Annotated in this window: 20 protein-coding genes; 4 read left to right on the forward strand and 16 right to left on the reverse strand. The window is 65.8% G+C overall.

What is annotated here, in order from left to right:
* Window positions 1–818: 818 nt before the first annotated feature.
* A complete protein-coding gene (locus AC3A4M_RS22300) occupies window positions 819–1,097 on the reverse strand; it encodes a hypothetical protein (protein WP_498738731.1) in 279 nt (92 codons plus the stop codon).
* 286 nt (window positions 1,098–1,383) lie between these two features.
* On the opposite strand from AC3A4M_RS22300, the gene AC3A4M_RS22305 reads away from it, so the two are divergent.
* A complete protein-coding gene (locus AC3A4M_RS22305; RefSeq protein ID WP_498738733.1) occupies window positions 1,384–3,072 on the forward strand; it encodes a formate--tetrahydrofolate ligase in 1,689 nt (562 codons plus the stop codon).
* On the opposite strand, the gene AC3A4M_RS22310 is transcribed toward AC3A4M_RS22305, so the two are convergent.
* From AC3A4M_RS22310 to AC3A4M_RS22370, 13 genes are all read right to left on the reverse strand, one after another.
* Window positions 3,069–4,856 carry an FAD-dependent oxidoreductase gene (locus tag AC3A4M_RS22310; protein WP_498738735.1) on the reverse strand — a complete coding sequence of 596 codons (1,788 nt, stop codon included), beginning with the start codon at window positions 4,854–4,856 and terminating at the stop codon, window positions 3,069–3,071. The genes AC3A4M_RS22305 and AC3A4M_RS22310 overlap by 4 nt on opposite strands.
* A gap of 46 nt (window positions 4,857–4,902) precedes the next feature.
* Window positions 4,903–5,745 carry an aldo/keto reductase gene (locus tag AC3A4M_RS22315; protein ID WP_498738738.1) on the reverse strand — a complete coding sequence of 281 codons (843 nt, stop codon included), beginning with the start codon at window positions 5,743–5,745 and terminating at the stop codon, window positions 4,903–4,905.
* A 17-nt stretch (window positions 5,746–5,762) separates the two neighbouring features.
* Window positions 5,763–6,602, reverse strand: coding sequence for a sugar phosphate isomerase/epimerase family protein (locus AC3A4M_RS22320; RefSeq protein ID WP_498738741.1), 840 nt, complete (start codon window positions 6,600–6,602; stop codon window positions 5,763–5,765).
* Window positions 6,599–8,695 carry an oxidoreductase gene (locus AC3A4M_RS22325; protein WP_498738743.1) on the reverse strand — a complete coding sequence of 699 codons (2,097 nt, stop codon included), beginning with the start codon at window positions 8,693–8,695 and terminating at the stop codon, window positions 6,599–6,601. The genes AC3A4M_RS22320 and AC3A4M_RS22325 overlap by 4 nt, the downstream gene beginning before the upstream one ends.
* A 29-nt stretch (window positions 8,696–8,724) precedes the next feature.
* Window positions 8,725–9,873, reverse strand: a complete 1,149-nt coding sequence (locus tag AC3A4M_RS22330; protein WP_498738745.1) for a Gfo/Idh/MocA family protein — start codon at window positions 9,871–9,873, stop codon at window positions 8,725–8,727.
* Between the two features lie 169 nt (window positions 9,874–10,042).
* A complete protein-coding gene (locus AC3A4M_RS22335; RefSeq protein WP_498738747.1) occupies window positions 10,043–11,401 on the reverse strand; it encodes an MFS transporter in 1,359 nt (452 codons plus the stop codon).
* Window positions 11,402–11,491: 90 nt separating this feature from the next.
* Window positions 11,492–13,156, reverse strand: a complete 1,665-nt coding sequence (locus AC3A4M_RS22340; protein ID WP_498738749.1) for an FAD-dependent oxidoreductase — start codon at window positions 13,154–13,156, stop codon at window positions 11,492–11,494.
* Complete coding sequence (locus tag AC3A4M_RS22345; RefSeq protein WP_498738751.1) at window positions 13,153–14,235, reverse strand: alcohol dehydrogenase catalytic domain-containing protein; 1,083 nt, start codon at window positions 14,233–14,235, stop codon at window positions 13,153–13,155. Before AC3A4M_RS22345 ends, AC3A4M_RS22340 begins: the two co-directional genes overlap by 4 nt.
* Before the next feature lie 41 nt (window positions 14,236–14,276).
* Window positions 14,277–14,567 carry a YciI family protein gene (locus AC3A4M_RS22350; protein ID WP_498738753.1) on the reverse strand — a complete coding sequence of 97 codons (291 nt, stop codon included), beginning with the start codon at window positions 14,565–14,567 and terminating at the stop codon, window positions 14,277–14,279.
* A 159-nt stretch (window positions 14,568–14,726) separates the two neighbouring features.
* The gene (locus AC3A4M_RS22355) at window positions 14,727–15,629 is read right to left on the reverse strand and encodes a LysR family transcriptional regulator (protein ID WP_498639294.1); all 903 of its coding nucleotides are present in this window, start codon (window positions 15,627–15,629) and stop codon (window positions 14,727–14,729) included.
* 135 nt (window positions 15,630–15,764) lie between these two features.
* Complete coding sequence (locus AC3A4M_RS22360; RefSeq protein ID WP_498738755.1) at window positions 15,765–17,117, reverse strand: permease prefix domain 1-containing protein; 1,353 nt, start codon at window positions 17,115–17,117, stop codon at window positions 15,765–15,767.
* Window positions 17,114–17,476, reverse strand: coding sequence for a PadR family transcriptional regulator (locus AC3A4M_RS22365; RefSeq protein WP_498738757.1), 363 nt, complete (start codon window positions 17,474–17,476; stop codon window positions 17,114–17,116). Before AC3A4M_RS22365 ends, AC3A4M_RS22360 begins: the two co-directional genes overlap by 4 nt.
* Window positions 17,477–17,578: 102 nt before the next feature.
* Window positions 17,579–19,186: a PucR family transcriptional regulator gene (locus AC3A4M_RS22370; RefSeq protein WP_498738759.1), complete on the reverse strand. Its 1,608-nt coding sequence runs from the start codon at window positions 19,184–19,186 to the stop codon at window positions 17,579–17,581.
* Between the two features lie 133 nt (window positions 19,187–19,319).
* Between AC3A4M_RS22370 and AC3A4M_RS22375 the strand changes: the two genes are divergently transcribed.
* Window positions 19,320–20,813, forward strand: coding sequence for a CoA-acylating methylmalonate-semialdehyde dehydrogenase (locus AC3A4M_RS22375; protein WP_498738760.1), 1,494 nt, complete (start codon window positions 19,320–19,322; stop codon window positions 20,811–20,813).
* 27 nt (window positions 20,814–20,840) lie between these two features.
* On the forward strand, window positions 20,841–22,211 hold the full coding sequence (locus tag AC3A4M_RS22380; protein WP_498738762.1) for an aspartate aminotransferase family protein: 1,371 nt from the start codon (window positions 20,841–20,843) through the stop codon (window positions 22,209–22,211).
* Between the two features lie 98 nt (window positions 22,212–22,309).
* Here the strand turns inward: AC3A4M_RS22380 and AC3A4M_RS22385 are convergent, their stop codons facing one another.
* Window positions 22,310–22,795, reverse strand: a complete 486-nt coding sequence (locus tag AC3A4M_RS22385) for a DUF2306 domain-containing protein (protein ID WP_498738763.1) — start codon at window positions 22,793–22,795, stop codon at window positions 22,310–22,312.
* Window positions 22,796–22,873: 78 nt separating this feature from the next.
* Here AC3A4M_RS22385 and AC3A4M_RS22390 point away from each other — a divergent pair, with 78 nt between their 5' ends.
* Window positions 22,874–23,566: a MerR family transcriptional regulator gene (locus AC3A4M_RS22390; RefSeq protein ID WP_498738765.1), complete on the forward strand. Its 693-nt coding sequence runs from the start codon at window positions 22,874–22,876 to the stop codon at window positions 23,564–23,566.
* Here the strand turns inward: AC3A4M_RS22390 and AC3A4M_RS22395 are convergent.
* The gene (locus AC3A4M_RS22395; RefSeq protein WP_498738767.1) at window positions 23,563–24,393 is read right to left on the reverse strand and encodes a putative hydro-lyase; all 831 of its coding nucleotides are present in this window, start codon (window positions 24,391–24,393) and stop codon (window positions 23,563–23,565) included. The two genes, AC3A4M_RS22390 and AC3A4M_RS22395, sit on opposite strands and share 4 nt — an antisense overlap.
* Window positions 24,394–24,408 lie beyond the last annotated feature (15 nt).

A 24,408-nucleotide genomic window follows, 5' to 3' on the forward strand; every position in this document is an offset into this window, starting at 1 on the left:
GCATGGGAAGACTCTATTTGTCCGGTATTTCGGCCAGGTTTCCTCAGGGTTCTGCCGCGTTACTTTTGGTCCACCCTTTCGGGTCGTCTGCGGTGAGAAGCCTGCCCTGTCCTTGCCTCTGCAACTCCTAGATACGCCTAGGGATCCTTGCTGTTCAGACGACCCGGCGTAGACCATGCGGTACAGGCCGTGGTCCAGCCGATACGTCGGCGCCTGCCCACCGCCAGTCCGACGATTCCCACGGCTGTGGTGGACAGCAGGAACCCGTCATATGCGCCGTTATCGGCGTTCGGTTGCATTTTTAGCTGCATCGCCGTTGACAGAGCCTTCATCTTGAAAGGCGGCGCCGGCTGTGTCGGAGGAGTGCCGGTCGAGCGCTAATGGCAGACAAAATCTAGTGAGACGAGCTGTTTGCCCAACGGCCTCGTAATTAATGTCGTAACTGATCGGCCTTTGTCCCGCGTATAGACGCCAGAAGCATGCGCCAGGGCGGTTCATGCGCGAATGATATTGAGTATGTATCGCCCATATAGAAACGCTCGAGTCTCCCGGGTTCCGTTCGGGTTGGCAATACAGAAGATCTTGGTTCCGTGGGCTTCTACAGCTTCTACAGCTTCTACAGCTTCTCGCTCATGCGGGACAAGCAGAATCCGCGGATTTGCTGTGATCCTGCATCTTCGATCCATTGGGTATCCGGGACTTGCTGAGCCCCGTTTCGACCGTAGACGTCCTCGAGGGTCAAGCAATGAAAAAAGGCTAAGTTGAGCACCGGCGCGAGCCGAGGGCTCAGACAACGATCCAGGAGGACCTTCTGCTTCTTACTGGAAGCCTTCCACCCAACTGAGACTGTCGGCAATTTCCATCACCTCTTCTACATGCAGCCCGAACTCAGCAGCGGCTTCTGAGGGTTTCTCGCCAGCAGCTAACGCCCCTGCAACGGCAAAAAGAGGCACTCGATTTCGGGAAAATGACATCTGACCGGCGTTAAAGCGAGGATCAATGGTGACTTCGGAAATCTTGAACCGCTCTACTTTGAAAGCTTCGACGAAGCCATCGGGGCCGATTATTGGCCTAAGGTGAGCCCTTATAACCTGCACAGCTCAGACCCCTCTGGGTAGGAGTTTTTATTTCGATAACCTTACGTAGGGTCAGAAACCGGCGAATCGAGTTGAGTGCGGATTCGCCGGATCGATGGACGCCTTCCCCGCGCCGCGGCAATGGCGACGCCTGCTGCTCCGTCTCAGTAAGGGAGGCGCACCCGACGGACCCCATCACCCGGCGGGCTGCTCGGATGCTCCTCTGCCGCAATTCAACGGTCACAAAACCGGGTTCGACTGGTACGTTGGCTCCATAGATGCCGCGAGCTGATGGAAGAGGACAACGATGTCTGCAGCCTCCCCCTTGACCGATCTTGAAATTGCCCGCCGTGCCACGCTGAAGCCCATCATGGACATAGCTTTGGCAGCCGGTATCCGGCGCGAGGCCGTGGAACTGTACGGCAACTACAAGGCCAAGATCGACCCTGCCAAGCTCGCCGAGGACCAGGCGGAGCCGCGCGGCCGGGTGGTGCTGGTCAGCGCTATGTCGCCCACGCCGGCAGGGGAGGGCAAGTCAACGGTGACCGTCGGCTTGGGCGATGCACTGGCAAAGGCCGGGCACAAGACGATGATTGCGTTGCGCGAACCTTCCCTGGGCCCGATCCTCGGGATGAAGGGCGGCGCCACCGGCGGCGGCTATTCCCAGGTGCTGCCGATGGACGATATCAATCTCCATTTCACCGGCGACTTCCACGCCATCACGTCAGCCAACAACGCGTTGATGGCCCTGGTGGATAACCACATTTACCAAGGCAACGCCCTCGGCATCGACCCCCGGCGTATCCCCTTCAAGCGCGTTGTCGATATGAATGACCGCACGCTGCGGCAGATCGTCGTCGGGCTTGGCGGCCCGTCGCAGGGTGTGCCGCGCGAGGACGGCTTCGACATTACGGTGGCTTCCGAAGTGATGGCGGTGTTCTGCCTATCCACCGATTTGAAGGACCTGAAACGGCGGCTGGCCCGCATCACTTTCGGCTACACCTACGATAAAAAGCCGGTGACCGCGGGGGATCTGGGCGCCGAGGGTGCCATGGCGATGCTGCTCAAGGATGCCGTCAAGCCAAACCTGGTGCAGACCATCGCCGGGACGCCGGCGCTGGTCCACGGCGGGCCGTTCGCCAACATCGCGCACGGCTGCAACTCCGTCATCGCCACGCAGACCGCCCGGCGGCTGGCCGACATCGTGGTCACCGAGGCGGGTTTCGGCTCGGACCTCGGGGCCGAAAAGTTCATGGACATCAAGGCACGGGCTGCCGGTTTTGCGCCGTCGGCCATCGTCGTCGTCGCCACTGTCCGCGCGCTCAAAATGCATGGCGGCGTGGCCAAGGAAAACCTGTCGACGCCGGATACCGCGGCCCTGCAGGAGGGGCTGGTGAACCTGGAACGCCATGTGGATAACGCAGCGAAGTTCGGCGTGACGCCGGTTGTCGCGATCAACAAGTTCACCACGGACTCGCAGGCGGAACTGGACGCGATTCTGCAGTGGTGCCGGCGGAAGGGTGTCGAGGCTGCCGTTGCCGACGTGTGGGGCGAAGGCGGCGGCGGGACCGGGGGCGATGAACTGGCCGCCAAGGTTGCGCGCGCGATTGATACGCCGCAGAATTTCTCACCGCTCTACGACCTGGACCTCGCCGTCGAAAAGAAAATCGAGACCATCGCCCAGCAGATCTACGGCGCCGACCACGTGGAATTCGCCATCCCCGCCAAGCGGCGGCTCGCGGAGATCGAGGCAAACGGCTGGGGCCGGCTGCCCGTCTGCATGGCGAAGACCCAGTACTCCTTCACAGACGATCCGACCCGGCTCGGGGCCCCGTCCGGCTTCACCATCACCGTCCGCGACCTCATTCCGAAAACCGGCGCCGGTTTCATCGTCGCGCTGACGGGCGCGGTTATGACCATGCCCGGCCTGCCCCCGCAGCCGGCCGCGATGCGGATGGACGTGAACGACGACGGCGAAATCACCGGGCTCTTCTAGGTCACCGGGCGCTTCGCTTCAGCGGTCAGCGGAAGCGTGGGGACGGTGCTGCCGTCATCCTCGTAGGAAGTGGCTCCGGCCATGTCCCGGGCCGCGACGTAGCCGAAAGTCAGCGCGGGTCCCAGGTTGATGCCGCCGGCCGGATAGTGCCCGCCCATCACACTGGACTGGTCATTCCCCACCGCGTACAGCCCGGCAATCGCTTGGCCTTCGCCGTCGAGAACCCGGGCACGGGGGTCAACGTCGATCCCGGCGAAGGTGCCGAAGCTGCCCGGTACCACCTTCACGGCGTAGAACGGGCCCTTCTCGATTGGGGCAAGTGTGGGGTTGGGCGTCGTGGTCGGGTCGCCGCCATACCGGTTGAACTCTGTTTCGCCGCGTTCGAAATCGGGGTCCACACCGCGCCGCGCATTCTCGTTGAAGCGAGCGAGGGTATCTTCAAGCCCCTGTGGATCGATGCCGCAGTTCCGGGCGAGTTCCTCGATGGTGCGGCCCTTCTTGAGGTAGCCGGAGCGCAGGTACGGGAACAGCGGAACGGGCAGCGGCTTGGCCATGCCGAGCGGGTATTTGCGGACGAAGCGGGCGTCCGTGATCTGCCAAGACTCGGCAGGTTCGCCCTCGGGCGTGGCCTCGATGAGCGCTGAGACGTAGTCGTAGTAGCCGTTGGCTTCGTTGACGAACCGCTTGCCGTTGCGCCGTACGCCGATGCTGCCGGGTTTGGCGCGGTCCATGATGTGCGGGAAAGTGCCCTGGCGGCCGTTTACGTAGGGCACGAGCGAGACCGGGCACCAGGCGGCCGGCGAGGCGACGTCGGTCTTGAAGTGCGCCCCTACTTCCTGCGCCATCGTGAGGCCGTCTCCGGTGGCCTCCTTCGGTGCCAGCGTCCAGTGCTCGTGCCCCGTCGGGGTCTTGGGGAAAAGTTGCTTGCGGCGCTCGATATCGTTCGGGAATCCGCCGGTGGCCAGCACGACGCCGCGGGCCGTGTTGATCGTATATCGACCCTCGGGGCCCTCCACCTCAGCGCCGACTACAGACCCCGAGGCGTCCGTGAGGAGCTTCCGGGCCGGGGTCGAGACACGGATATCGACGCCGAGGTCGTCGGCGGATTTCATCAGCCGCCCCGTCAGTGCCGTGCCGTTGACTAGCTGCATGTTGCGGCGGTGCACGACGACGTCGAAAACATGCGGGACGAAGCGCTTGGCGGCGTGGAACAGGCCGGTAACGCTGCCTTGGGACGCGGAGAGGAACTTCGTTAGATCCGGTCCGGCCATGATCCCCATGCCGAGGAAGGAGGTTTCGTACAGCTGGTGGCGCATTTTGTTCCGCAGTTCGGGCCTGATGTTGCGCGCGTTGTAGGGTGCGGGGCCGACAGAGCGGTGTCCGGTTCCGGCGCCCGGCGTCTTGCCGTAGATGTCCTTGATCTTGGCGCCGGGGGTGAATTTCAGGCTGGTCTTCTCGTGGAAAAAGCCGACCATGTGGGGTACGGCGTCGAGGAATGCTTCGACACGGTCGGCGTCGAAGTTCTCGCCCAGCCGGTGGCGCAGGTACGTGCGGAATTCCTCGCGGTCCTCGTTGACGCCGTCCGCTTTCGCCAGCGGATTGCCAGGGGTCCAGGCCCAGCCGCCGGACCAGGAGGTGGCACCGCCGCAGACTGAGGCCTTTTCCACGACGACGACTTTGAGCCCGTGGTAGGCGGCGGTGACGGCGGCGGCGAGTCCGCCGGCTCCGGAACCAATGATGAGTACGTCGACGTCGAGGGTGGGTTGGTTGGTGGCGGTGTTCATAAGTGAGCTCCGTTTCGGTGGATCAATGCGGCGCGCGGTCGCTGGTCTAATGGCCATATTCGTCGGCATCGAGGCGATGGCCTGCGCCGGTATCCAGGGCGTCGATCGCGCTGCGTTCGCCGTCGGTCAGTGCGAAGTCGAATACGTTGAGGTTCTCCAGCTGCCGATTGTTGCTCGCAGACTTGGGGACGGCGATGCGGCCGGAATCGAGATGCCAGCGCAGCACGACCTGTGCACGTGTCTTACCGTGTGCCGCTGCCGGGCCGGTGACGGCGGGGTGTTCGAGGAACGTCCCCGCGCGGCCGAGAGGGCTGTAGGCGGCGGTTGCGATTCCGAGAGCGGCGTTGTGTTCGAGCAGGCTGCGCTGCAGGTGGTGGGGGTCCACCTGAATCTGATTGACGGCGGGCTTCAGTCCCGCGGCAGCAACCTGATCCAGGTGGGCAGGCTTGAAGTTGGAGACGCCCCAGCTACGCAGCGCTCCCTCGTCGACGAGCTCCTGCAGGCCAACGCAGGTCTCGACGTAGCGGTCCAGCTGCGGGTTGGGCCAGTGGATGAGGAAGAGATCCAGGTACTCGAGGCCGAGGCGGTCGAGCGCCTCGGTGTAGGCGGTGCGGACCGCGGTCCGGGAGTGGCCGGGGAGGCTCAGTTTGCTCGTGACCCAGAGTTCGGAGCGGTCGATGCCTGCGCGGCGGATGCCTTCGCCCACAGCGTCCTCGTTGCCGTATTTCTGCGCGGTGTCGACATGGCGGTAGCCGTTGGCGATGCCGCGCGCCACGGCGTCGGCCGCTTCCTTGCCTACCAGCGGCCAGGTGCCGAGGCCGATCATCGGCACGGCGACGCCTGGGGCGATCTCCAGCGCCGTCTGTTGGAGAGCGTTGTTGGGAGTCATTGTTTTTCCTTCTGGCGTTAGGCGCTGGTGGGGACGCGGAGGGCGGCCGCTTCGTCGAGGACACGGTCGGCGGCCTTTTTGAGCAGCTGTACCCATGCCTCTTCGCCGATTCGGGAAACGGTGGAATCGGACGGGGTCTCCACACTGACCGGAAGTTCCGGTGGCAACGCGGCGACGATCTCCGGCAGGCGGAAGTCGCCCTCGCCGGGAACTCCGCGTTCGGAACGGGATTCCAGGACCAGGCCTTCGCGGTCAGCGGGCCGCTGCGCCGGACCGTCGCAGAGCTGGACCATGGGGACCAAGCCGATGTTCGTGGCCAGATCCTCGAGGGTGCCTCCGAAGCGGCGGAAGTGCAGGGTGTCGACGACGATCTGGCAGCCGGCCGCGCGGGCGAGTTCGGCAGCGGTAGGGATCGAGTTGACGGCTTGGTAGGAGATGGGCTCCAGTGTCGGAGTGATGCCGTGGCTGCGTCCATCTTCGGCCATGCGGGCAAGGGTGTCGGCCAGTCTGTTGCGGTCGGGATCGCTTGCGGCGACTGTGAGCCCGGTGGCCCCGAGGGCCTGGCCGGCCTCCATCATTCGCAGCCACGCGTCGCGCTGGTTGCTGCCATCGAGCAGCAGGAACTCGATGTCGCGAATTACGACGCCGGTGTCAGCCATCCGCGCCAACGTTTCGGTGAGCATCGGCGAGCCCGGCTGCAGATCGAAGGCACGTTCGTTGGCGGTGACAGGACGGACCCGGGCGCCGATGAAGTCGAACCCAGCGCCAGCGGCCAGTAGGACTAGGTCCGGCGGGGCAGTCCCGAGCAGCGAAAGCTGGGCAATACCGAGGGGTGGACGGACCGTTGTGGCGCTCATCGGATCGCTCCCAGGACGGCGGGTTCCGGCTGTGCAGCGAGAGCGCCGAGCGCAGGGGTGGCACCGGGGTCGGGATCGGCCCCGGCCAGATAAGCGGCGATGCGCTGGGCGGCGTCGAATCCGCTCTTGATGGCATTGGAAGCGATAGCCGGTTTCTGGTCAATGACGGTGCCGGCCAGAGTCACTGGCACGCCGGCGCCCTTGCTCAGTGCCGAATCGCGGCCCGCGTGGCTGATCACCGGGCTAAGCGGGGCGACTGAGCGGGAGGCCAACAGCTCACCCGGGGCGTCCAGCCATTCCTCGCCCTTCGGCCCGACGGCCCGGATCCGTCCTCCCGAGAATTCGACGATGCTTGCGTCGAGCAATATCCGAACGTTGGGATTGGCGTGCAGCCTCGGGACGGCAAGAATCTTGGCGCGGCGCCCGGCCTCGGGGGCGAGCGTTTCCTGCGGTCCGACGAGCAACACCGACGTGCCGCGGCCCGCAAGTGTGTCCGCCACGCTCATGGCCACCGAATCGGCGCCCCAAATGGTGATAGCCTCCGGCGCAGCTTCGGTACCGGCGAGGACACCGGGGTGCGCCATCAGCCAGTCGCGGACATCGGAGACGGCTTCGCTGTCCGCGCTGGCGAACGCAGGCGCAGGGCGGAGTCCACCGGTGGCGAGGACTACTGCGTCAGCCCGGTGCTCGACGGCGAGCCGGCCGAGGCTCTTGGTGTCTGCTGCGGTGCCGAAGCGGACCTCAATACCGAGTCGTTGGTTCTCTTCGGCCGCCCAACTGGTGAAGCGGTGGAAATCCGGCGTCGACTTCATCTTCTCGGCCAGCGCGAAATCGCCGCCGTGCCGGTTTCCGGCGTCGAGAATCGTCACCGCAGCCCCGGCCTCGGCGAGCTCGCGCGCGGCCGTCAGCCCAGCGGGGCCGGCTCCGACAACAAGGGCCCGGGATCCCGGCCGTACTGTCGGCGTGGCGACCGGCACTCGGGAGCGTCCGACGGCAGGGTTGACGGTGCAGGTGACCTGGCCAATGCCGAGGTTGTCGATGCACACGTTGCACGCGATGCAGGGGCGGTAGCGCTCGCCGGTCAGGACGCCTCGGACAAAGTTCGGGTCGGCGTGCACGGCTCGGCCGAGCGAGACGAAGTCGCACAGCCCCGCCGCGAGCACGGCGTCGATGATCGCCGGCGAGTTCAGCCTGCCGGCCATGCCGAGCGGCAGGCCGTACTTGCGGTAGGCGCGGGCGTACTCGCCGAGCAGGCCCGGCGCCCATTCGCCGGACTGGACGATCCACTCGCCGGCTTCGTAGCTGCCGGCGGAGAGGTCGATGAAGTCCAGCGCCTCGGTATTGACCTTGTCCATGACCGCCAGCTGCCCGGCTGCGTCCAGTCCGCCTTCGACGCCTTCGAGGACCGAAATACGGATACCGACGACGGCGTAGGGCGCGCGAAGGCGGATCTCGTCGATGACCAGGTTGACGAATGCCTCGCCGGCGCCGAACTCGTCGGTGCGCCAGTTGGTGCGTGGGGACATGAACTGATGGATCAGGTAGCCGTGGCCGCCGTGGATGTTGATGACGTCGAAGCCCGCCTCGACGGCGCGGCGGGCCGCTTCGCCGTAAGCGGCGGCCAGCTCGCGGACCTCGTTGGTGGTCATTTCACGTGGCATTTCGCCGCCGGCCACGTCACACGCGGACGGCGAGGGTGCCACATTCTTGAAGCCCGTGACCTCCGCCTGCGCTGTGCGGCCGCCGTGGTTGATCTCCACGGCGGCCAGGGCGCCTTCGGCGTGGATCGCGTCCGTGAAGATCTTCATGCTGGGGATGGTGTCGTCCGTGTGCAGGCCGAGCTGGTGCGTCCTGCCCTTGCCGTCGGCGCGTACGTAGGTTGCCTCGGTGGTGACCAGCCCGAGCCCAGCGCGGGCACGGGCGAGGAGGTAGTCGAGGTACTGCTCGGTCATCCGGCCGTCGGTAGTGCCATAATTGCGCTCCATCGGCGAGGAGGCCAGGCGGTTGCGCAGGACCACCGGGGTGCGTCCGTTTCGGCCGAGTTCGAGCGGCCGCCGAGCATAGGCGGACCCGCCTGCGGGGGTGGTGTTCACGTGGTTCTCCTTGCGGGATACGGGGCGGTTTAGCGGTTGGCCTGGACTGTTTGGGCGCTAACGCCTTCTGGTGCCACTGGGTCATGCACAGGGAAGGGTGCGAAGCGGACTGGGACACCGGTCCGCGCGGATTCGTAGACGGCCAGCAGGATGCGGAGAGCGTTATTGGCGTCGCGTCCTGTAATGGCCGGATCCGCGCCGTGGGCCAGCGCTTCAACGAAGTCGCGGATCTGGCTGGTGTGATGCGGGATGAGCTGGCCGTTGATGGAGGACAAGTCAACGTTCGGCTCAACATCCTCGGGGTGGGCCGGCGTCGTCCGAACCGTGTTTCCGGTGGCCATGATGGTCACGCGGCCGTCCGTGCCCTCGGGGAACTCGCTGAGCTCGGCTGTTGCACCGGTTGACCCGGTCACGCGGATCTGAACGCCCAGCGAAGGGGCCGCAGCGGTGGAGGCGGAGAGCGTGGCGATACCCCCGGAAGTGAACTTCAGGACTGCGGTGGCGGAATCCTCCACTTCGATGTTCCCACCGTGCTTGAAGGTATTGATGGCACCGTAGACTTCGGCGATATCGCCCATGTACCACTGCAGCAGGTCGATGTAATGGATGGCCTGGGTCATCAGCGCACCGCCGCCGTCGTTATTCCAGGTCCCGCGCCAGGCGTCCTTGGAGTAGTAGCTGGGGTCGCGGTGCAGCAGGACGGACGCGTGTCCGAGCACGGGCATGCCGAGCGTGCCATCGTCGATCGCGGCGCGGATACGTTGCGCCGCAGGCCAGAAGCGGCGTTGGAACAGGACGCCGAGCTTAACGCCGGCTGCATCGCACGCTGCCACCATGCGTTCAGCAGAGGGGAGGTCGATCGCGATCGGCTTCTCGCACAACACATGCACGCCGGCAATGGCGGCTTCGAGGACCACGGCCTCATGCGTCGGGTGTGGGGTGCAGACCGAAACGATGTCCAGATCCAGCGCCAGCAGTGCGGAGACCGAGTCGACAGCGTTCTCTACTCCCCACGCGGTGGCGGTGGCGCGGGCGCGCTCGGGGTCGACGTCGCAGACACCGACTACCTCTGCTGTCTCCAGGGCGGCGAAGGCCTCGAGATGGTTGCGGCTGATCATGCCGCAGCCGACAATGCCGACGCGCAAGGTGCGCGGGTGGCCGGGAACCTGCTGGATCACGGAAGTGCCTTTCGAACGAGGACAAGTTTGTGGCGGGGCTGCCGAGGCCTGCGTGCGTTTCAACTCTATGAACCGCACGCAGGCTGGAACCAACAGTTCCCGTTCATCGGAATTCAGGCTTGGGGCGTCAGCCGGAGCCTGGGTACAGAATTTCGTGTACTGGGGTGGACTAGTTGCTGCTGCGGGCCGCGTTGCGCTGGCCGAGTTCCTTCAGCGGGGTGCGGAAGGTTTCTTTAGCCGTGGCTGCAGCGATAGCGGCGAAGATGCACACGACGGCGGTGAAGATCGCCACAGGCAGCCAGTTTGTTTCGCTGTCGCCCATCAGCCAGGTACCGATCGAGGGAGTGAATCCGGCGATCAGCAGGCCGAGCTGCAGCCCAATGGCCATGCCGGAGTAGCGGACCTTGACGTCGAACATTTCGGAGAAGAATGCCGGGTAGAGACCGTTGGAGATGCTGTAGAACAGGGACGTTGTGACGAAGCCTGCCAGCAGGATCAGAGCGAATTCGCCGGTGGAAATGGCTTGGAAGTAGAAGAAGATGGAGACGGCGCTGCCGATGCAGCCGGTGATGAAAACGGGCTTCCGGCCGATACGGTCGGAAACGTAGGCGCCGAACGGTTGCGTGAACAGTGCCGCCACATTGGTGCAGATGGTTACCAGCAGCATGGTGGCTGCCGGCACACCGGCGTTGTTCGTGGCGAAGGACAGAGCGAAGACTGCTACCACCGTGTTGACCACCGTGAAGAGTGAGGCGAATGCCACCCGCACTACATCCCAGCCGTGGTCCTTGATGACGACGGCCAGCGGCAGTTTGGCAGTCTCGTTGTGCTCTTTGGTTTCCTCGAAGACCGCCGGTTCGTCGAGCGTACGTCGGACCAGATAGGCCACAACCAGCACTAGGATGCTGGACCAGAAGGGAATGCGCCAGCCCCAGCTGAGCAGGTCCTCGCGAGGCATGGCAGCGATCGGCAGGAAGACCAGGCTGGCCAGGATCAGGCCCGAAACGATGCCGTTCAGAGCCCAGGAACCGTAGAATCCGCGGCGGTTGGCCGGTGCCTGCTCGATGGTCAGGGTGCTGGCGCCGGCCGTCTCGCCTCCTGCCGAGAGGCCCTGGAGCAACCGCAGGAAGACCAGCAGGATGGGGGCCCAGATGCCGATGGAGTTGTAGTCGGGCAGGCAACCGATCAGGAACGTCGCCGCCCCCATCAGTACGAGGGAGAAGACCAGCACATTCCGGCGTCCCACTTTATCGCCGAAGTGGCCCAAAATGACAGCGCCGAAGGGACGGGCGATATAAGCGACGCCGAAGGTGGCCAGCGAGGCAAGGTTGGAAGCGCCGCCGGCGTCGGGGAAGAAGATGTCTCCGAAGACCAGTGCTGCGGCGGAGGCGTAGATGAAGAAGTCGTAGTACTCGAGCATGCCGCCCAGATAGGCGGCTACTGCAGCTCTGCGGCCCTGATTCGGCTTGCGGGTGGTCCCGCTCGCGGAAGCGGCGGCATCGGTCGTGCGGTTTGTCGTCATTGACATGGTTTCTCCTCATGAATTGCTGCGGCAGCCGGGAAGGTCCACGGCAGCAACTCTTATTCTTAGGGTATGTCCGTAGGGGACAGGGTGCGTCTAAACGCGGAGATGTTCTGCCTCTGGTGCCTTGACTGCCAGGGTTGTCGCGAGGTGCTCGCCGGCGGCGAAGGCGCGGGTAATGGCGGAGCCTAGCGTGGCGCCGCCGCCGGGGTAGTTGTTGCGGAAAACGCCGGCAGAGACATTGCCGGCCGCGTACAGGCCGGCCAGCGGATGTCCATGGCGGTCCAGGACCTGGCCGTGGAGATTAGTTTCCAGACCGCCTGAAGTTCCCAGAACGCCTGCCTTAATGGGAACAGCGTAGAAGGGGGCGGTGTTCAGTGGCGCCAGGCAGGGGTTTAGCATGTTGCCCGCGTCGCCCAGGAACCGGTCCTGTGGGGTCGAGCCCCGCCCGAACTCAGTATCCGTTCCGGTCTCTGCGTCGGCATTGAACTTCGCAACGGTAGCCGACAGACCGTCCTGATCGATGCCGAGCTTGGCGGCAAGTTTCTCAAGGCTTGGTGCCGTGACCATCCAGTCCGCCGGGACGCCAGGGGTTGAGCCGGCCACCGGGTACTTGGCCAGGTATTCGGCATCGAAGACCAGCCACGCCGGGTTGTTCTGTTGGCGCAAGGTATGCGGATCGATCGTAGCGAACACCCTCGAGGCGTCGTGGTAATTCAGGGCCTCGTTGACGAAGCGTTTGCCGGCCGAGTTAACCGTGATGGAACCAGGCAGCGTCATTTCCACATTGCCCATCCGGCCTGACGGGACGCCGTCGTAAACCTGCGTGGGCGGGCAAATCACCGGCACGCCCCAGATCGCTGTCATGTCAGCCACTGCAGCTCCGGCCTTCAGCCCGAGCTGCAGTCCGTCACCTTCATTGGACGGTGCACTGATGGGCGTAACGGGGAAACCGAGGAAGGCGCTTCGGAGCCGGGCGTTCCACTCGAAACCGCCCGAAGCGATTACGACGGCGTTGGCCCGGACCTCGGTCGAATTGGTGCAGCTGGCGCCGTCGTCGTTGATCGTAACCTTCCAGCCGTCCTCGGAACGGGCCAGATCTTCGACGGGAGCCGACGCTGTCACGGTGACTCCGCGGTCCAACGCACTTGCCAGCAGGCTCCCGACCAGCGCGCCTCCCATGGTCCGCACGCCGGTGGCGGCGCGCTCGGCCAGCAACTGTTGATCCGGGGCCCGCCCGTTGAGCTCGTCCCGCTCCGCCATGGTCAGCAACGGAAAGTACGACGACGGCCGGATGGCTTCGGCCATTCCCGGGTAGCCCGCCGGGTCGAACGCGTTGTTGTCCAGGCCGCGGCCGCCGTCTGCCGAGCCGGGCCACTCCAGATGGTAGTCCGGGCGGGCCAGCGGGGTGAGCGAAACCCGAGTGCTCGAGGCAAGGTATTCGACTGCCCGTGGGGCGGTGGCCACATACCAGTCGATTTCCTCAGCCGACATGACATGCCCGGCGGCCCTGGACAGATAAGCTGTGCCTGCTTCGTGCGAGTCCGTGAATCCTGCAGTCTTGGCCAGATGGTTGTTCGGCGCCCAGAGGACACCGCCGCCGGCGGCCGTGGTCCCGCCAAGCCTGGTCGCCTTTTCCAGGACCAGGACCGTCAAGCCCGCATCCGCAGCCCTGACGGCGGATACCAGCCCGGCCGCACCGCTGCCGATGATAACGACGTCGTAGTTAGTGGAAAGTTCCTGGACCGGCGTGGTGATCATGCGGAAGCTCCCGCAAGCACCTGGGCGTTCTGCGACGGGGGCTGGCTGGCCGGCATTTCAATCATGATCTTGCCGACCTTTTCGGTTCGGTTGCGCATCAGTTCGAAGGCGTCCGCCAGTTTGCCGAAGGGCACCCTGTGCGTCATGAGTTCCCGGGCCTGGTCCTGATGCGCGGCCAGCAGGTTCAGCCCGTCCGGAATCAGGTTCAGGCTGTTCCGGCTGCCAAGCAGGTCCAGTTCCTTGAACGGAACCTCTTTCATCGAAACAGCTGCCGAGCGCGGCGAGATGCCTACTTGGACAATGCGGCCGGCGCTGGCAACCAGCCGGATGGCGTTCTCCAGTGAGGCCGGCGCTCCGGTTGCCTCGATGATGAGGGTAGGACCGCAGCCTCCCGTCAGCGCATCGAGCCGTGCCGCCTGGCCGGCATCCGGAAAATCAGCGGCAGGGACTACCTGCAGCGTGTCCACGGCGCCGAACTTGGTCGCCAACTGTAGTCTTTCCGGTTCGATGTCAGCACAGATGACCTTCACACCCAGATCCGTCAGGTACAGCGTGGCGAGCAGGCCGATCGGTCCGCTGCCCAACACCAAGGCGGTCTCACCGGCAACCGGACGGCCGCGGTTCACGGCCTGCATGGCGATGGAAGCCGGTTCGCCCATGGCCGCCAGTTCCAGTGCCAGGCCCCCGGGAACCGGGCACAGTTTCTCCACGGGGACGCTCAGCAGTTCCGCGAGGGCACCGTCCTCGTAGCAGCCGAGGCAGGAGATGTTCTCGCAGACGTTGTAGCGGCCCAGTCTGCACGGCTGGCAATCGCCGCAGAAGCTCATCGGGCTGACCGCAACCCTGTCGCCGGGCTGGATGCCGGCAGGGTTGTCGCCCACTGCCTCGACCACGCCGGAGAATTCATGTCCCTGGATGAGAGGAAGATCCGTGGGGTAGTCGTCTTCCCAGATGTGCAGGTCGGTGCCGCAGAGCGTGACATGGTGGATCCGGACCAAGGCGTTGCCCTCGGTCAAGACCGGCTCGGCGGTTTCCTGGTACTCAATGGTTTCTTTGGCGATGGTGCGCGCAGTAAGCATGGTGTCTCGTCCCTTGGATGCTGGTGCCGGTGTGGCGGAATTCAGTTCTGGTCCGCGCCGAAGAAAATGTTCCACTGGCGGATCTCGCGCTGGTCGATCAGGTTGTTCTGGTGGAACGGATCCCGGTTCATCAGAGTCTCGACCTCGTCCTTGTTCTCACCCTTGATGATCAGCAGGGCGCCGGGCGCGTCCTCCGGACCGAAGGGACCGCTCTTGATCAGCAATCCTTCTTCAAAGACGGATTTGAGGAACTCGACATGGCGGGGACGGTGTTCGTCGCGGCCTGCGGTGGTGGCGTCGCTGTAGGTGTAGGTGACTGCAAAAGTTGCCATGAGGGACTGATCCTTTTCTCGTGGTCCGCGGACGTTTCGACCGCCCGCGGCTCCAATGTGATGTAGATCAATTTCTCAGCAGTGATTATGTCTTGTCCAACACTAAAAAAGTCATGCACCATGTAGGAAATGAGCATAATCGAACGGGGAGGGGCCGATTCAGCGATCGGGAGTCGGCAGCACGTCGTCGGCCGTTTGCAGGACGGCGGCCAGCGCGGCCGAAGCGTTCTCCGGATTCCAGGCGATGCCGGACGCGATCGTAGGAGTGGGGGACGGCCGGGACAGCGGAACGTACACTGTTCCGGCCGGCATTATGTCTGCCACCGCAACTGGCATGAGGCTCACGCCGACTCCGCCGGCCACCAGCGAGAGAGCGGTATACGGATCTGCGATTTCCTGGGCTACCCGTGGGCGGAAACCTGCCGAAGTGCAGGCAGCAAAGAGAGCCTCCCGCACTGACGATCCGTGCCGTGCGGGCATGGTGACCCAGCTGTCGTCGGATAGGTCGGCCAGATCGATGGAGTCCTGCTGCGCCAGCGGGTGGTCAAGCGGCAAGGTGGCACCAAGCGGCTCTACGGCGATCAGCCGCGTGGCGACCTTGGCTGTGCTCACGGGCAGGCCGATAAAACACAGGTCGAGGGCGCCGACGGTAAGTTGGCTCAGGGCTGCCTGTGTCAGCAGTCCTCCGGTCAGCGTTAGGTCCACGTCCGGATAGCGCTGCCGCAATGCGCGGGTCAGCGGGGGCAGCGTCTTGTGATTCAGTGCGCCGGAGAACCCGATGTGGACCCGGCCATAGACATGCTCGCCGGCCGTCTGGGCGGATCTCCGGGCTAAGTCCATTTCCTCCAGGATCCGGCGGGCGTGCGGGAGGAATGAATGCCCTGCACTGGTCAAGGCCACTGTCCGGGTATTGCGCTCGAAGAGGTCGACGCCGAGATGCCTTTCCAGCTTCCTGATTGTCTGGCTCAACGGCGACTGGGCCATCCGCAGCCGTTCCGCCGCCCGGCCGAAATGCAGTTCCTCGGCAACGGCGATGAAAGCCTCGATCCACCTAAGTTCCACGACGCTTCCGCTTCCTTATCGTTGTGCAGCGAGCCAAGCGGATTCTTCCTTGTCCCCGCCCGGATCCAAGAATACTGTCACGTTCCGATCCCGGACCCCGAGGCGAGGACTGAGCGAAAATCCGGCTTGCGCCGATCAGGCGAAGCCGAAGATGGGCGGGAAGGCCAGAATAACGACGGCGGCCCAGGCGCCGTAGATGGGGAGGTAGCGTGTTTGCCAGCGCTCGAGCGCACCGAACGGCCGGCGCCCGCGCAGGAACCCGACGGTGAGCCAGGCCGCCCGGAGCAGGTGCACCAGCAGCAGCAGGTTCAGGCCGAGCGCCGCGATCTTGTTGGAGCTGAAGCCGAATTCGGCGATGCGGGTCAGCATCGCGGTCAGCATCACCGCGTCGACCGCGAGGGCCGCGATGACGAGGACCAGTTGCAGGGCGTCGAACAGGCCCGGCTGCGCGAGCGAGTCGCGGGCTGAAATCGCGTAGAGCAGCAGGCACAGGACCAGCACGAGGATCGCGTCCATCAGGATGAGCAGCTCTCGGTCGACGTCGACAAGGCCGCCAGCGGCGGTGAAGACGGCGAGGAGGGTCAGCAGCATGACGATCGTCAGGGGCGTGAAGACGCGAGTGAGGACGGGTGCGATGTTCTCGACGACGTTTTGCTTGGCTTCGACGAGCCACGCGGCGACGACAAGTGCCCCGGGGACGGCGAACGGCATGATCCAGTCCTCCAGAACCGGTTCGAGGTCGATGCCCACGACGCTGAGGGCGCCGAAGGTGAGCCCGACCAGGACGGCGCCGCCGAGGGCGAGGAGCGTGAAGTAGATGGCGAGCTCACCGGTAAACCGGACGAAGTCCATGCGCCGGTTGTCGGAGCGCCACCTGCCTCCGACGTAGGCGACTCCGGCCAGCAGCCACAGGACCACCGGGGCGTGCAGGATGGCGAGCACTTCGGTGGAACCGCCCGAGACGAACGGGTAGACGTTGAGCACCACCGCCAGCGCGGCGAACGGGATCAGCAGCATCGCCGCGACGGATGCGGTGAGCCGGCGCTTCCACGCGAAGTAGGCGCCGAGGAACGGGAAGACGAGCAAGCCGAGGTTGCGCGCCAGCACCGCCTCGCCGTTCAGCCAGACGGTCCCGATCTTGACGGCCAGGCCGGCTCCGACGGCAAGTGCAAGCACGACGGCGAGCTCGCGCCACGGGGGAGTGCCTGCGCCGTCGGAATCTTCCGGCACCAGGACCAGCTGCTTCCACAGCCGGTCGGAGTGCTCGCGGGCGAACTCGCGCGAGACGGCGTCGAGGTTGCCCAGGCGCTTGATCGCGACGAGGAACGCCTCCTCGTCGTCGAGCCCGGTGGCCTGCCGGTCGGCGATCTGCTCTCGCAGGTGGTCCTCAAGTTCGTCGATGTCGGCGGGGGAGATGGCCTGGCGCCGCTGGACGTACCCGCGCCACCGGCCGATCTGGGCCTCAAGTTCCGCGTGCTGCTCCATCATGCCCACCCTTCGATCACGGCGGGCGGTCGTTGCGCGCTCTGCCAGACCTGCCGCAGCGCATCCGCCACGACGCTCCACTGCTCCTGCCGGTCGGCGAGGGCGGCCCGGCCCGTCGGGGTGATCGCGTAGTGCTTGCGCCGTCGTCCGGCTTCGGAGGTGCCCCAGGACGACGACACATAGCCGAGCCGTTCGAGCCTGTGCAGCAGCGGGTAGAGCATCCCGTCGGTCCACTGCATGCCGCCGCCGGACAGCTCGCTCACGCGCTTGATGATCGCGTAGCCGTACAGATCGCCCTCCATCAGAATCCCCAGCACGAGCGGGGTGGCCGAAGCGGCGACCAGGTCCTTATCGATGCGCACGGCGCCTCCCATACCTAGAACTGCAATGTAATAACCATAGCAGTTCTAGGTATAGCTGCGGGCGACGGTCAGCGGGTTGGCGCCCGGCTCAGCCTGGCAAGATCAGCGGTTGAGGAGCTTGTGCAGCAGCACGGCCACGTGGAGCGAAGTGCGTGATTCCGCGTCGTCCAGCCGGACGCCGAGCTGGGTTTCGAGTTTGGCCAGGCGGGCATAGAGGGTGGGCCTGCTGAGGTAGCCGGTCCGCGCAAGCTGGGCCTTGTTGCCGCCGCTTTCCAAGTACCGCTCCAGCAGGTCGAGCCCGGCGCCGTCATCGTTCGCCAGAAGTTCGCCGAGCTCCGAGTCCACGAACGTCTGCACGCGCTGGTCCTCGTGCAGCAGCCAGAGCAGGCCGCGGAGCCGGACGTCGCCGGAGCGGTAGAAGCGTTTGGCGCCCTTGGTGAGCGTGCTGGCGGCCTCGGCGACCTGCGCGGCTTCGTCCAGCCCGGCGGCGGCAGCGGGGAGCAGTTCGGCGCGGCCGCGGCCCACGCCGACGGTCCAGCCCAGCTCGCCGGAGGACTCGGCGGCCTCGCCGGAGATCCGCTCCAGCATGGGGTCGGCCAGCTGCTTCGCGGGAACCGGCAGCAGCAGTGCGATGGATCCGGCCTGCAGGCTGGCGGCCAGGGCGGTGGTGCGCGAGGTCGCCATCACGCGGTGCAGCAGGTCCAGCAGGGCCCGTTCGCGCCGTTGGGTGCCGATGGGTTCTTCGCCGGGAATGCGGTCCAGCCGGAAGACCACCGGCACGTAGAGTGGCGCCGGCTGAAGGCCCATGGCCGCGCTGCGGGCCAGTGCCTCGGACTCAGTCAGCGAGCCGGGCCGGCGCAGTTCGTGCACCAGGCCGGCGCGCGCCTGGTGGGCGAGCTCCAGCTGGTCGCGCTCCGCCATCCGGTTGATGGACAGCGCCTGGCCGGCGCGCTCAAGCACCATGGCGGATTCGGCGTCGTCGTCGTTATTTTCCTGGAGCACGGGAACCACCAGGCGGCCCCAGCGGTGCCCCCGGATTCCCACCGGCGTCTGCAGCCAGCGCTCGCCGCCGGAACGGACCGTCTCCTCACGGTAGTGCACCAGCCGCGAGCGGGCTTCCCAATCGCGCAGCACCTCCATCGTGGGCAGGCCGGCGGCGTCGAAGGCCAGGACCAGGTGGGAGGCGTCCTCAAGAACCACCGGCGCGCCGAGCAGCTCCGCGGTGCGGGCGACAATCTCCTCGGCGCCGGCGCTTTCGAGGCTGAGCTGGGTGAAGACCTCGTGCACGCGGCGGGCCTTTTCCACCTGCTCCAACTGCGTGGAGACCAGCTTGCGGTGCACCACCTCGGTCACCTCAACGAACCGCACCTTCCGGCTCAGCAGGACCACGGGCAGGCCGACGTCGCGGGCGGCTTGGCGCAGGGCGTCCGCGGCCTGCTGCCGCGCGCTGGTGATTTCGACGACGACGCCGGCGGCTCCCGCGGCCTCGAGCCCGCGGAGGAATTCCGCCGCCTCGTGGGCGGAGTCCTCGAACGCCAGACCGGTGGTCAGCACCAGCTCCCCGCCTTCGAGCAGGCCGGACAGCTCCTTCAGCTCGGCGACGTGGACCCAGCGGACGGCTTCGCCGAGCCTCTCCGCACCGGCAAGAATTTCCGGTTCCCCGGCCTCAACCACGGGCAACTGCAGGACGTCGGCAACCGTAAGCACCATTTACACAGTGTATAGCTCGAAGGAGAACAGATTACACAGTGCTCCTTCCGTGGGGGTGTCACATGGGGGCAGGATGAAACCACGACGCCGGCGCTTGCCCGGGCACGCCCACAACACGTACTCAAGGAGTCCCATGAAGACCATTCAGCACTGGATCAACGGCGCCGAGACCGCGCCGGCCACCGGCTCACGCGTGTCCGACGTGACAAATCCCGCCACCGGCAAGGTGACCTCGCACGTGGCTCTGGCCAGCGCCAGCACTGTGAATGACGCGGTTGCCGCGGCGACGGCGGCGTTCCCGCTCTGGCGCGACACCTCGCTGGCCAAGCGCGTGCAGATCCTCTTCCGCTTCCGCGAGCTGCTGAACGCCCGCAAGCCCGAGCTGGCGGCGATCATCACCGCCGAGCACGGCAAGGTCCTCGACGACGCGCTCGGCGAGATCTCCCGCGGCCAGGAGGTTGTGGAGTTCGCCTGCGGCATCCCGCACCTGCTCAAGGGCGGCTACACCGAGAACGCCTCCACCAAGGTGGACGTCCACTCCGTCCGCCAGCCCGTGGGCCCGGCGGCGATCATCTCGCCGTTCAACTTCCCGGCCATGGTGCCGATGTGGTTCTTCCCGGTGGCCATCGCCGCCGGCAACACCGTGATCCTCAAGCCCAGCGAGAAGGACCCGACGGCGGCGAACTGGATGGCCGAACTGTGGAAGGAAGCCGGCCTGCCCGACGGCGTGTTCAATGTCGTCCACGGTGACAAGGAAGCCGTGGATACCCTGCTGCAGCATCAGGACATCAAGTCCGTTTCCTTTGTTGGTTCCACCCCCATCGCGCAGTACGTTTACCAGCAGGGCACCGCCACGGGAAAGCGCGTGCAGGCCCTGGGCGGCGCGAAGAACCACATGCTGGTCCTGCCCGACGCCGACCTGGACCTAGCCGCCGACGCCGCGGTCAACGCCGGCTACGGCGCCGCCGGTGAGCGCTGCATGGCAATCTCCGCCATCGTCGCCGTCGAGTCCATCGCGGACGAACTCGTCGCCAAGATCGCCGAACGCACCCGCACCCTGCGGATCGGCGACGGCACCCGCGGCACGGACATGGGCCCGCTGGTCACCGCCGCGCACCGCGAGAAGGTGGCCGGCTACATCAATGCCGGCGAGGCCGCTGGCGCTACCATGGTCCTCGACGGCCGCAAGGTGACCCCGGACGCCGAGGGCGACGGATTCTTCCTCGCCCCCACCCTGTTCGATAACGTCACGCCGGACATGTCCATCTACACCGACGAGATCTTCGGCCCGGTCCTCTCCGTGGTCCGCGTGCCCAGCTATGACGAGGGCCTGCAGCTCATCAACGCCAACCCGTACGGCAACGGGACCGCGATTTTCACGAACGACGGTGGGGCCGCCCGCCGCTTCGAGAACGAGATCGAGGTCGGCATGGTCGGCATCAACGTGCCCATCCCCGTGCCGATGGCGTACTACTCCTTCGGCGGCTGGAAGAACTCCCTCTTCGGCGACAGCCACGCCCACGGCGCCGAAGGCGTGCACTTCTTCACCCGCGGCAAGGTGGTCACCTCCCGCTGGCTCGACCCGAGCCACGGCGGTATCAACCTTGGCTTCCCGCAGAACTCTTGACCCGCCGTCGTTGTTAAGGAGCGCAGCATGAGCATCACCACCGATTCCCCGCTCACCGAGGCGGAACTGGCCTCGGCCAAGCGGGCGTATGAGCTGGACCGCAAGCACGTGTTCCATTCCTGGTCCGCGCAGGAGCAGCTCAAGCCCATGGTCATCACGCGGGCGGACGGCAGTTACGTCTGGGACGGCGAGGGCAACAAGCTGCTGGACTTTTCCTCGCAGCTGGTCAACACCAACATCGGGCACCAGCACCCCAAGGTGGTGGCCGCGATCCAGGAGCAGGCCGGCAAGCTGTGCACCGTTGCGCCGCAGCACGCCAACGACGCGCGCTCCGAGGCCGCCCGGCTCATTTCCGAGCTCACGCCGGGGGACCTGAACCGGATCTTCTTCACCAACGGCGGGGCCGACGCGGTGGAGCATGCCATCCGGATGGCGCGGCTGCACACCGGCAAGTACAAGGTGCTCTCCGCATACCGCTCCTACCACGGCGGCACCGCGCTGGCCGTGAACGTCACCGGCGACCCGCGGCGGATCCCCAACGACTACGGCAACGCCGGTGCGGTGCACTTCCACGCACCGTTCCTCTACCGCAGCCAGTTCCACGCGGCCACCGAGGCGGAGGAATCCCAGCGCGCGCTGGAGCACCTGGAGACCACCATCCAGCTGGAGGGCGCGGGGAACATTGCCGCGATCATCCTGGAGTCCATCCCGGGCACCGCCGGCATCATGGTGCCGCCGCCAGGGTACCTGCAGGGCGTGCGGGAGCTGGCCACCAAGTACGGGATCATCTACATCGCGGACGAGGTCATGTCCGGCTTCGGCCGCGCGGGAAAGTGGTTCGCCATCGACCACTTCGGCGTCGCGCCGGATCTGCTCGCCTTCGCCAAGGGCGTGACTTCCGGGTACGTCCCGCTGGGCGGTGTGGCCATCTCCGAGGAGATCTACTCCACCTTCGCGCAGCGGCCCTACCCGGGCGGGCTGACCTACTCCGGCCACCCGCTGGCTTCGGCGGCTGCCGTCGCCACCATCAATGCCATGCGCGATGAGTCGATGGTGGAGAACGCGGCTTCGCTCGGCGAGAGCGTGGTGGCGCCGGCGCTGGCCCGCATGGCGGAACGGCACCCGAGCATTGGCGAGGTCCGCGGCACCGGAATGTTCTGGGCAATCGAGCTGGTCAAGAACCGCGCCACCCGTGAGCCGCTGGCCCCGTACGGTGCATCGAGTCCGGAGATGAACGAACTGATCGGCGCGTGCAAGTCCCGCGGGCTGCTGCCGTTCGCCAACTTCAACCGGATCCACGTGGTCCCGCCGCTGAACATCACCGCCGAGGACCTCCAGGCTGGCCTGGCCATCCTCGACGAGGTATTCGACCTCGCGGACGCCCACGTGCAGGGCTAAAACACCTGCAAACAAAACAGCGACGTCGGCACCTGGGCGGGTGCCGGCGTCGCTGTTTTTGGTGTCGGTTCCGGGTTTGGCGGCCCTCCGCCGAGATGTCAGGCGACTGCCGCTTCCTCCACCGGCGCCTTCCGGAACAGGCTCCTGAAGGTGAAGAACAGCGCTGCCGAAGTCGCCAGGACCAGCAGGCAGGCAAAGGCCAGGGTGGCCGGCTGCTCGGAGAACAGCAGCGGGATCCGCCGGCCCGGCGCCAGGATAGCGAACACAAAGGCAATCACCGTCCCGAGGTAGCTGCCGATCATGTTGCCCCGGTGCGCTTGGATCTTCCCGCGGATGGCGCTGACCAAGCCGAGAGTCACGGTCAGGAGCGTGAAGGCTGAGAGGCCGTGCAGCCAGGTGTAGCCGCCGTCGCTCTGGATCCAGAAGCTGCTGATGCACAGGTAGTACATGGCGCCGATCCAGGTGAAGCCGATGGCCTTGTGCACCTTGTCCTTGGCGCGGCGGAAGATGTTCATTGGGCCGAGCACCAGAACGTAGCCGGCCGCGATGGCGTGGGTGGCAATGAGCCAGTTCCAGGTTTCCATGGTTATAAGATAGTACTACTATCCATTGGTGTATACAGGATAGTTGCCGGCCGATCCACTATCCGGAAGGAGCCGCTTGTGCAGCTGAGAGAGTTGAGCCAAGCCAGCGGCGTGTCGGCGACCAGCATCAAGTTCTACCTGCGCGAGGACCTGCTCAAGCCCGGGAACCCCGGCACTGCCAACCGCGCCGAGTACACGCAGGAGCACCTGGACCGGCTGGAACTGATCCGGTTGCTCCGGCAGGTAGTGGGCCTCGGGCTGGACAAGATCAAAACGCTGACTTCCGCCGTCGATAATCCCGAGGTGGACGTGATCAACCTGCTCGGCCTGGCGCAGGCGACGGTGCTGGGACTGCCGGCCGAGGCCGTTCCGGACCACCGTTGGACCGCGGAGCTGATGTCCGGCGGACGTTGGTTGGACGCGCCCTCTCCCGCGCGGAACTCCCTAAACGAGCTGTTCGCCCAGATGGAGGAGTTCGGCATGGCCCCTGACGCCACGGTGCTGTCCGCCTACGCAGCGGCGGTAGATCAGGTGGCAGCCCTGGACATCGGCCATGTGGAGGAACAGTCCACGCGGGACCAAATGGTCAGAACGGTTGCAGTGGGGACCTTTCTCTACAGCAAACTGCTGCTGCGGATGCTCGCCCTGGCCCAGACGTCGCGGGCGATGCAGCGGTTCCCGCAACGGAGGGCCGCCGGGCCGGTAACGTCGGATGGCGGCGACCGAACAACTAACGACGACGGCGGGGGTACCGGCGGCTCCGGGGCCTAGGGGACCAGATAGTCGCTGTCGCGCGCGTCGGTGATGAGCATATGCCCGGGCGCGTGGCCGATCGCAAGGGCAGGCCGTGACTCCATTACCGCGGCCTGCGGCGTGACACCGCAGGCCCAGAACACGGGAATGTGGCCCTCCGGAATCTGCACGGGGTCGCCGAAGTCGGGCCTGCCCAAGTCGCCGATGCCCAGCTCCGCGGGATTGCCCACGTGGACGGGGGCGCCGTGTACGGCCGGGTAGCGGGACGTGATGCGCACGGCATCGGCCACCCTGGAAGCGGGGATCGGCCGCATTGAAACCACCAGCGGGCCCGAGATGGATCCGGCGGGCTCGCAGCGCATGTTGGTCTTGTACATCGGCACGTTCACGTTCTGGTCGATGTGCGCCACCGGGATCCCGCCCTCGCGCAGCGCAGATTCGAAGGTGAACGAGCAGCCCACGATGAACGTGACAAGGTCATCGCGCCAGTACTCAGTGATGTCCGTCGGCTCGGCCACCTTCTGTCCGTCGAGGTAGACGGTGTAGCGGGGCACATCGGTGCGGATGTCTCCGCCCGCCAGCAGCGGCCCGGTGACTTCGCCGGCGTCGAGCACTCCCAGGATCGGACAGGGCTTGGGGTTCCGCTGGGCGAAGAGCAGTACGTCGAAGGCGAGCTCGCGCGGCACGATCATCAGGTTCGCCTGGGCAAATCCGCGTGACCAGCCGGCCGTCGGAACGGCCAGGCCCGAGCGGAAGGCAGCGCGCGCTTGTGCCGGGGTGAGGGCGCCCGGGTCCGCGGGCAGCGCGGCCGGATTCGCTACCCGCGCGTTCTCTACGTTCTGCATGTTCTCCATCTTCCT

The sequence above is a fragment of the Arthrobacter sp. Soil_C_60 genome, from assembly GCF_057656375.1.

Excerpts from the sequence above, each read along its gene's own strand:
- AC3A4M_RS22380 (WP_498738762.1), top strand. The coding sequence starts at position 20,841 with ATGAGCATCACCACCGATTCCCCGCTCACCGAGGCGGAACTGGCCTCG.
- AC3A4M_RS22360 (WP_498738755.1), bottom strand. The coding sequence starts at position 17,117 with ATGATGGAGCAGCACGCGGAACTTGAGGCCCAGATCGGCCGGTGGCGC.
- AC3A4M_RS22320 (WP_498738741.1), bottom strand. The coding sequence starts at position 6,602 with ATGAGCGCCACAACGGTCCGTCCACCCCTCGGTATTGCCCAGCTTTCG.
- AC3A4M_RS22375 (WP_498738760.1), top strand. The coding sequence starts at position 19,320 with ATGAAGACCATTCAGCACTGGATCAACGGCGCCGAGACCGCGCCGGCC.
- AC3A4M_RS22370 (WP_498738759.1), bottom strand. The coding sequence starts at position 19,186 with ATGGTGCTTACGGTTGCCGACGTCCTGCAGTTGCCCGTGGTTGAGGCC.
- AC3A4M_RS22315 (WP_498738738.1), bottom strand. The coding sequence starts at position 5,745 with ATGACTCCCAACAACGCTCTCCAACAGACGGCGCTGGAGATCGCCCCA.
- AC3A4M_RS22395 (WP_498738767.1), bottom strand. The coding sequence starts at position 24,393 with ATGCAGAACGTAGAGAACGCGCGGGTAGCGAATCCGGCCGCGCTGCCC.
- AC3A4M_RS22335 (WP_498738747.1), bottom strand. The coding sequence starts at position 11,401 with ATGTCAATGACGACAAACCGCACGACCGATGCCGCCGCTTCCGCGAGC.
- AC3A4M_RS22345 (WP_498738751.1), bottom strand. The coding sequence starts at position 14,235 with ATGCTTACTGCGCGCACCATCGCCAAAGAAACCATTGAGTACCAGGAA.
- AC3A4M_RS22310 (WP_498738735.1), bottom strand. The coding sequence starts at position 4,856 with ATGAACACCGCCACCAACCAACCCACCCTCGACGTCGACGTACTCATC.
- AC3A4M_RS22305 (WP_498738733.1), top strand. The coding sequence starts at position 1,384 with ATGTCTGCAGCCTCCCCCTTGACCGATCTTGAAATTGCCCGCCGTGCC.
- AC3A4M_RS22340 (WP_498738749.1), bottom strand. The coding sequence starts at position 13,156 with ATGATCACCACGCCGGTCCAGGAACTTTCCACTAACTACGACGTCGTT.
- AC3A4M_RS22350 (WP_498738753.1), bottom strand. The coding sequence starts at position 14,567 with ATGGCAACTTTTGCAGTCACCTACACCTACAGCGACGCCACCACCGCA.
- AC3A4M_RS22385 (WP_498738763.1), bottom strand. The coding sequence starts at position 22,795 with ATGGAAACCTGGAACTGGCTCATTGCCACCCACGCCATCGCGGCCGGC.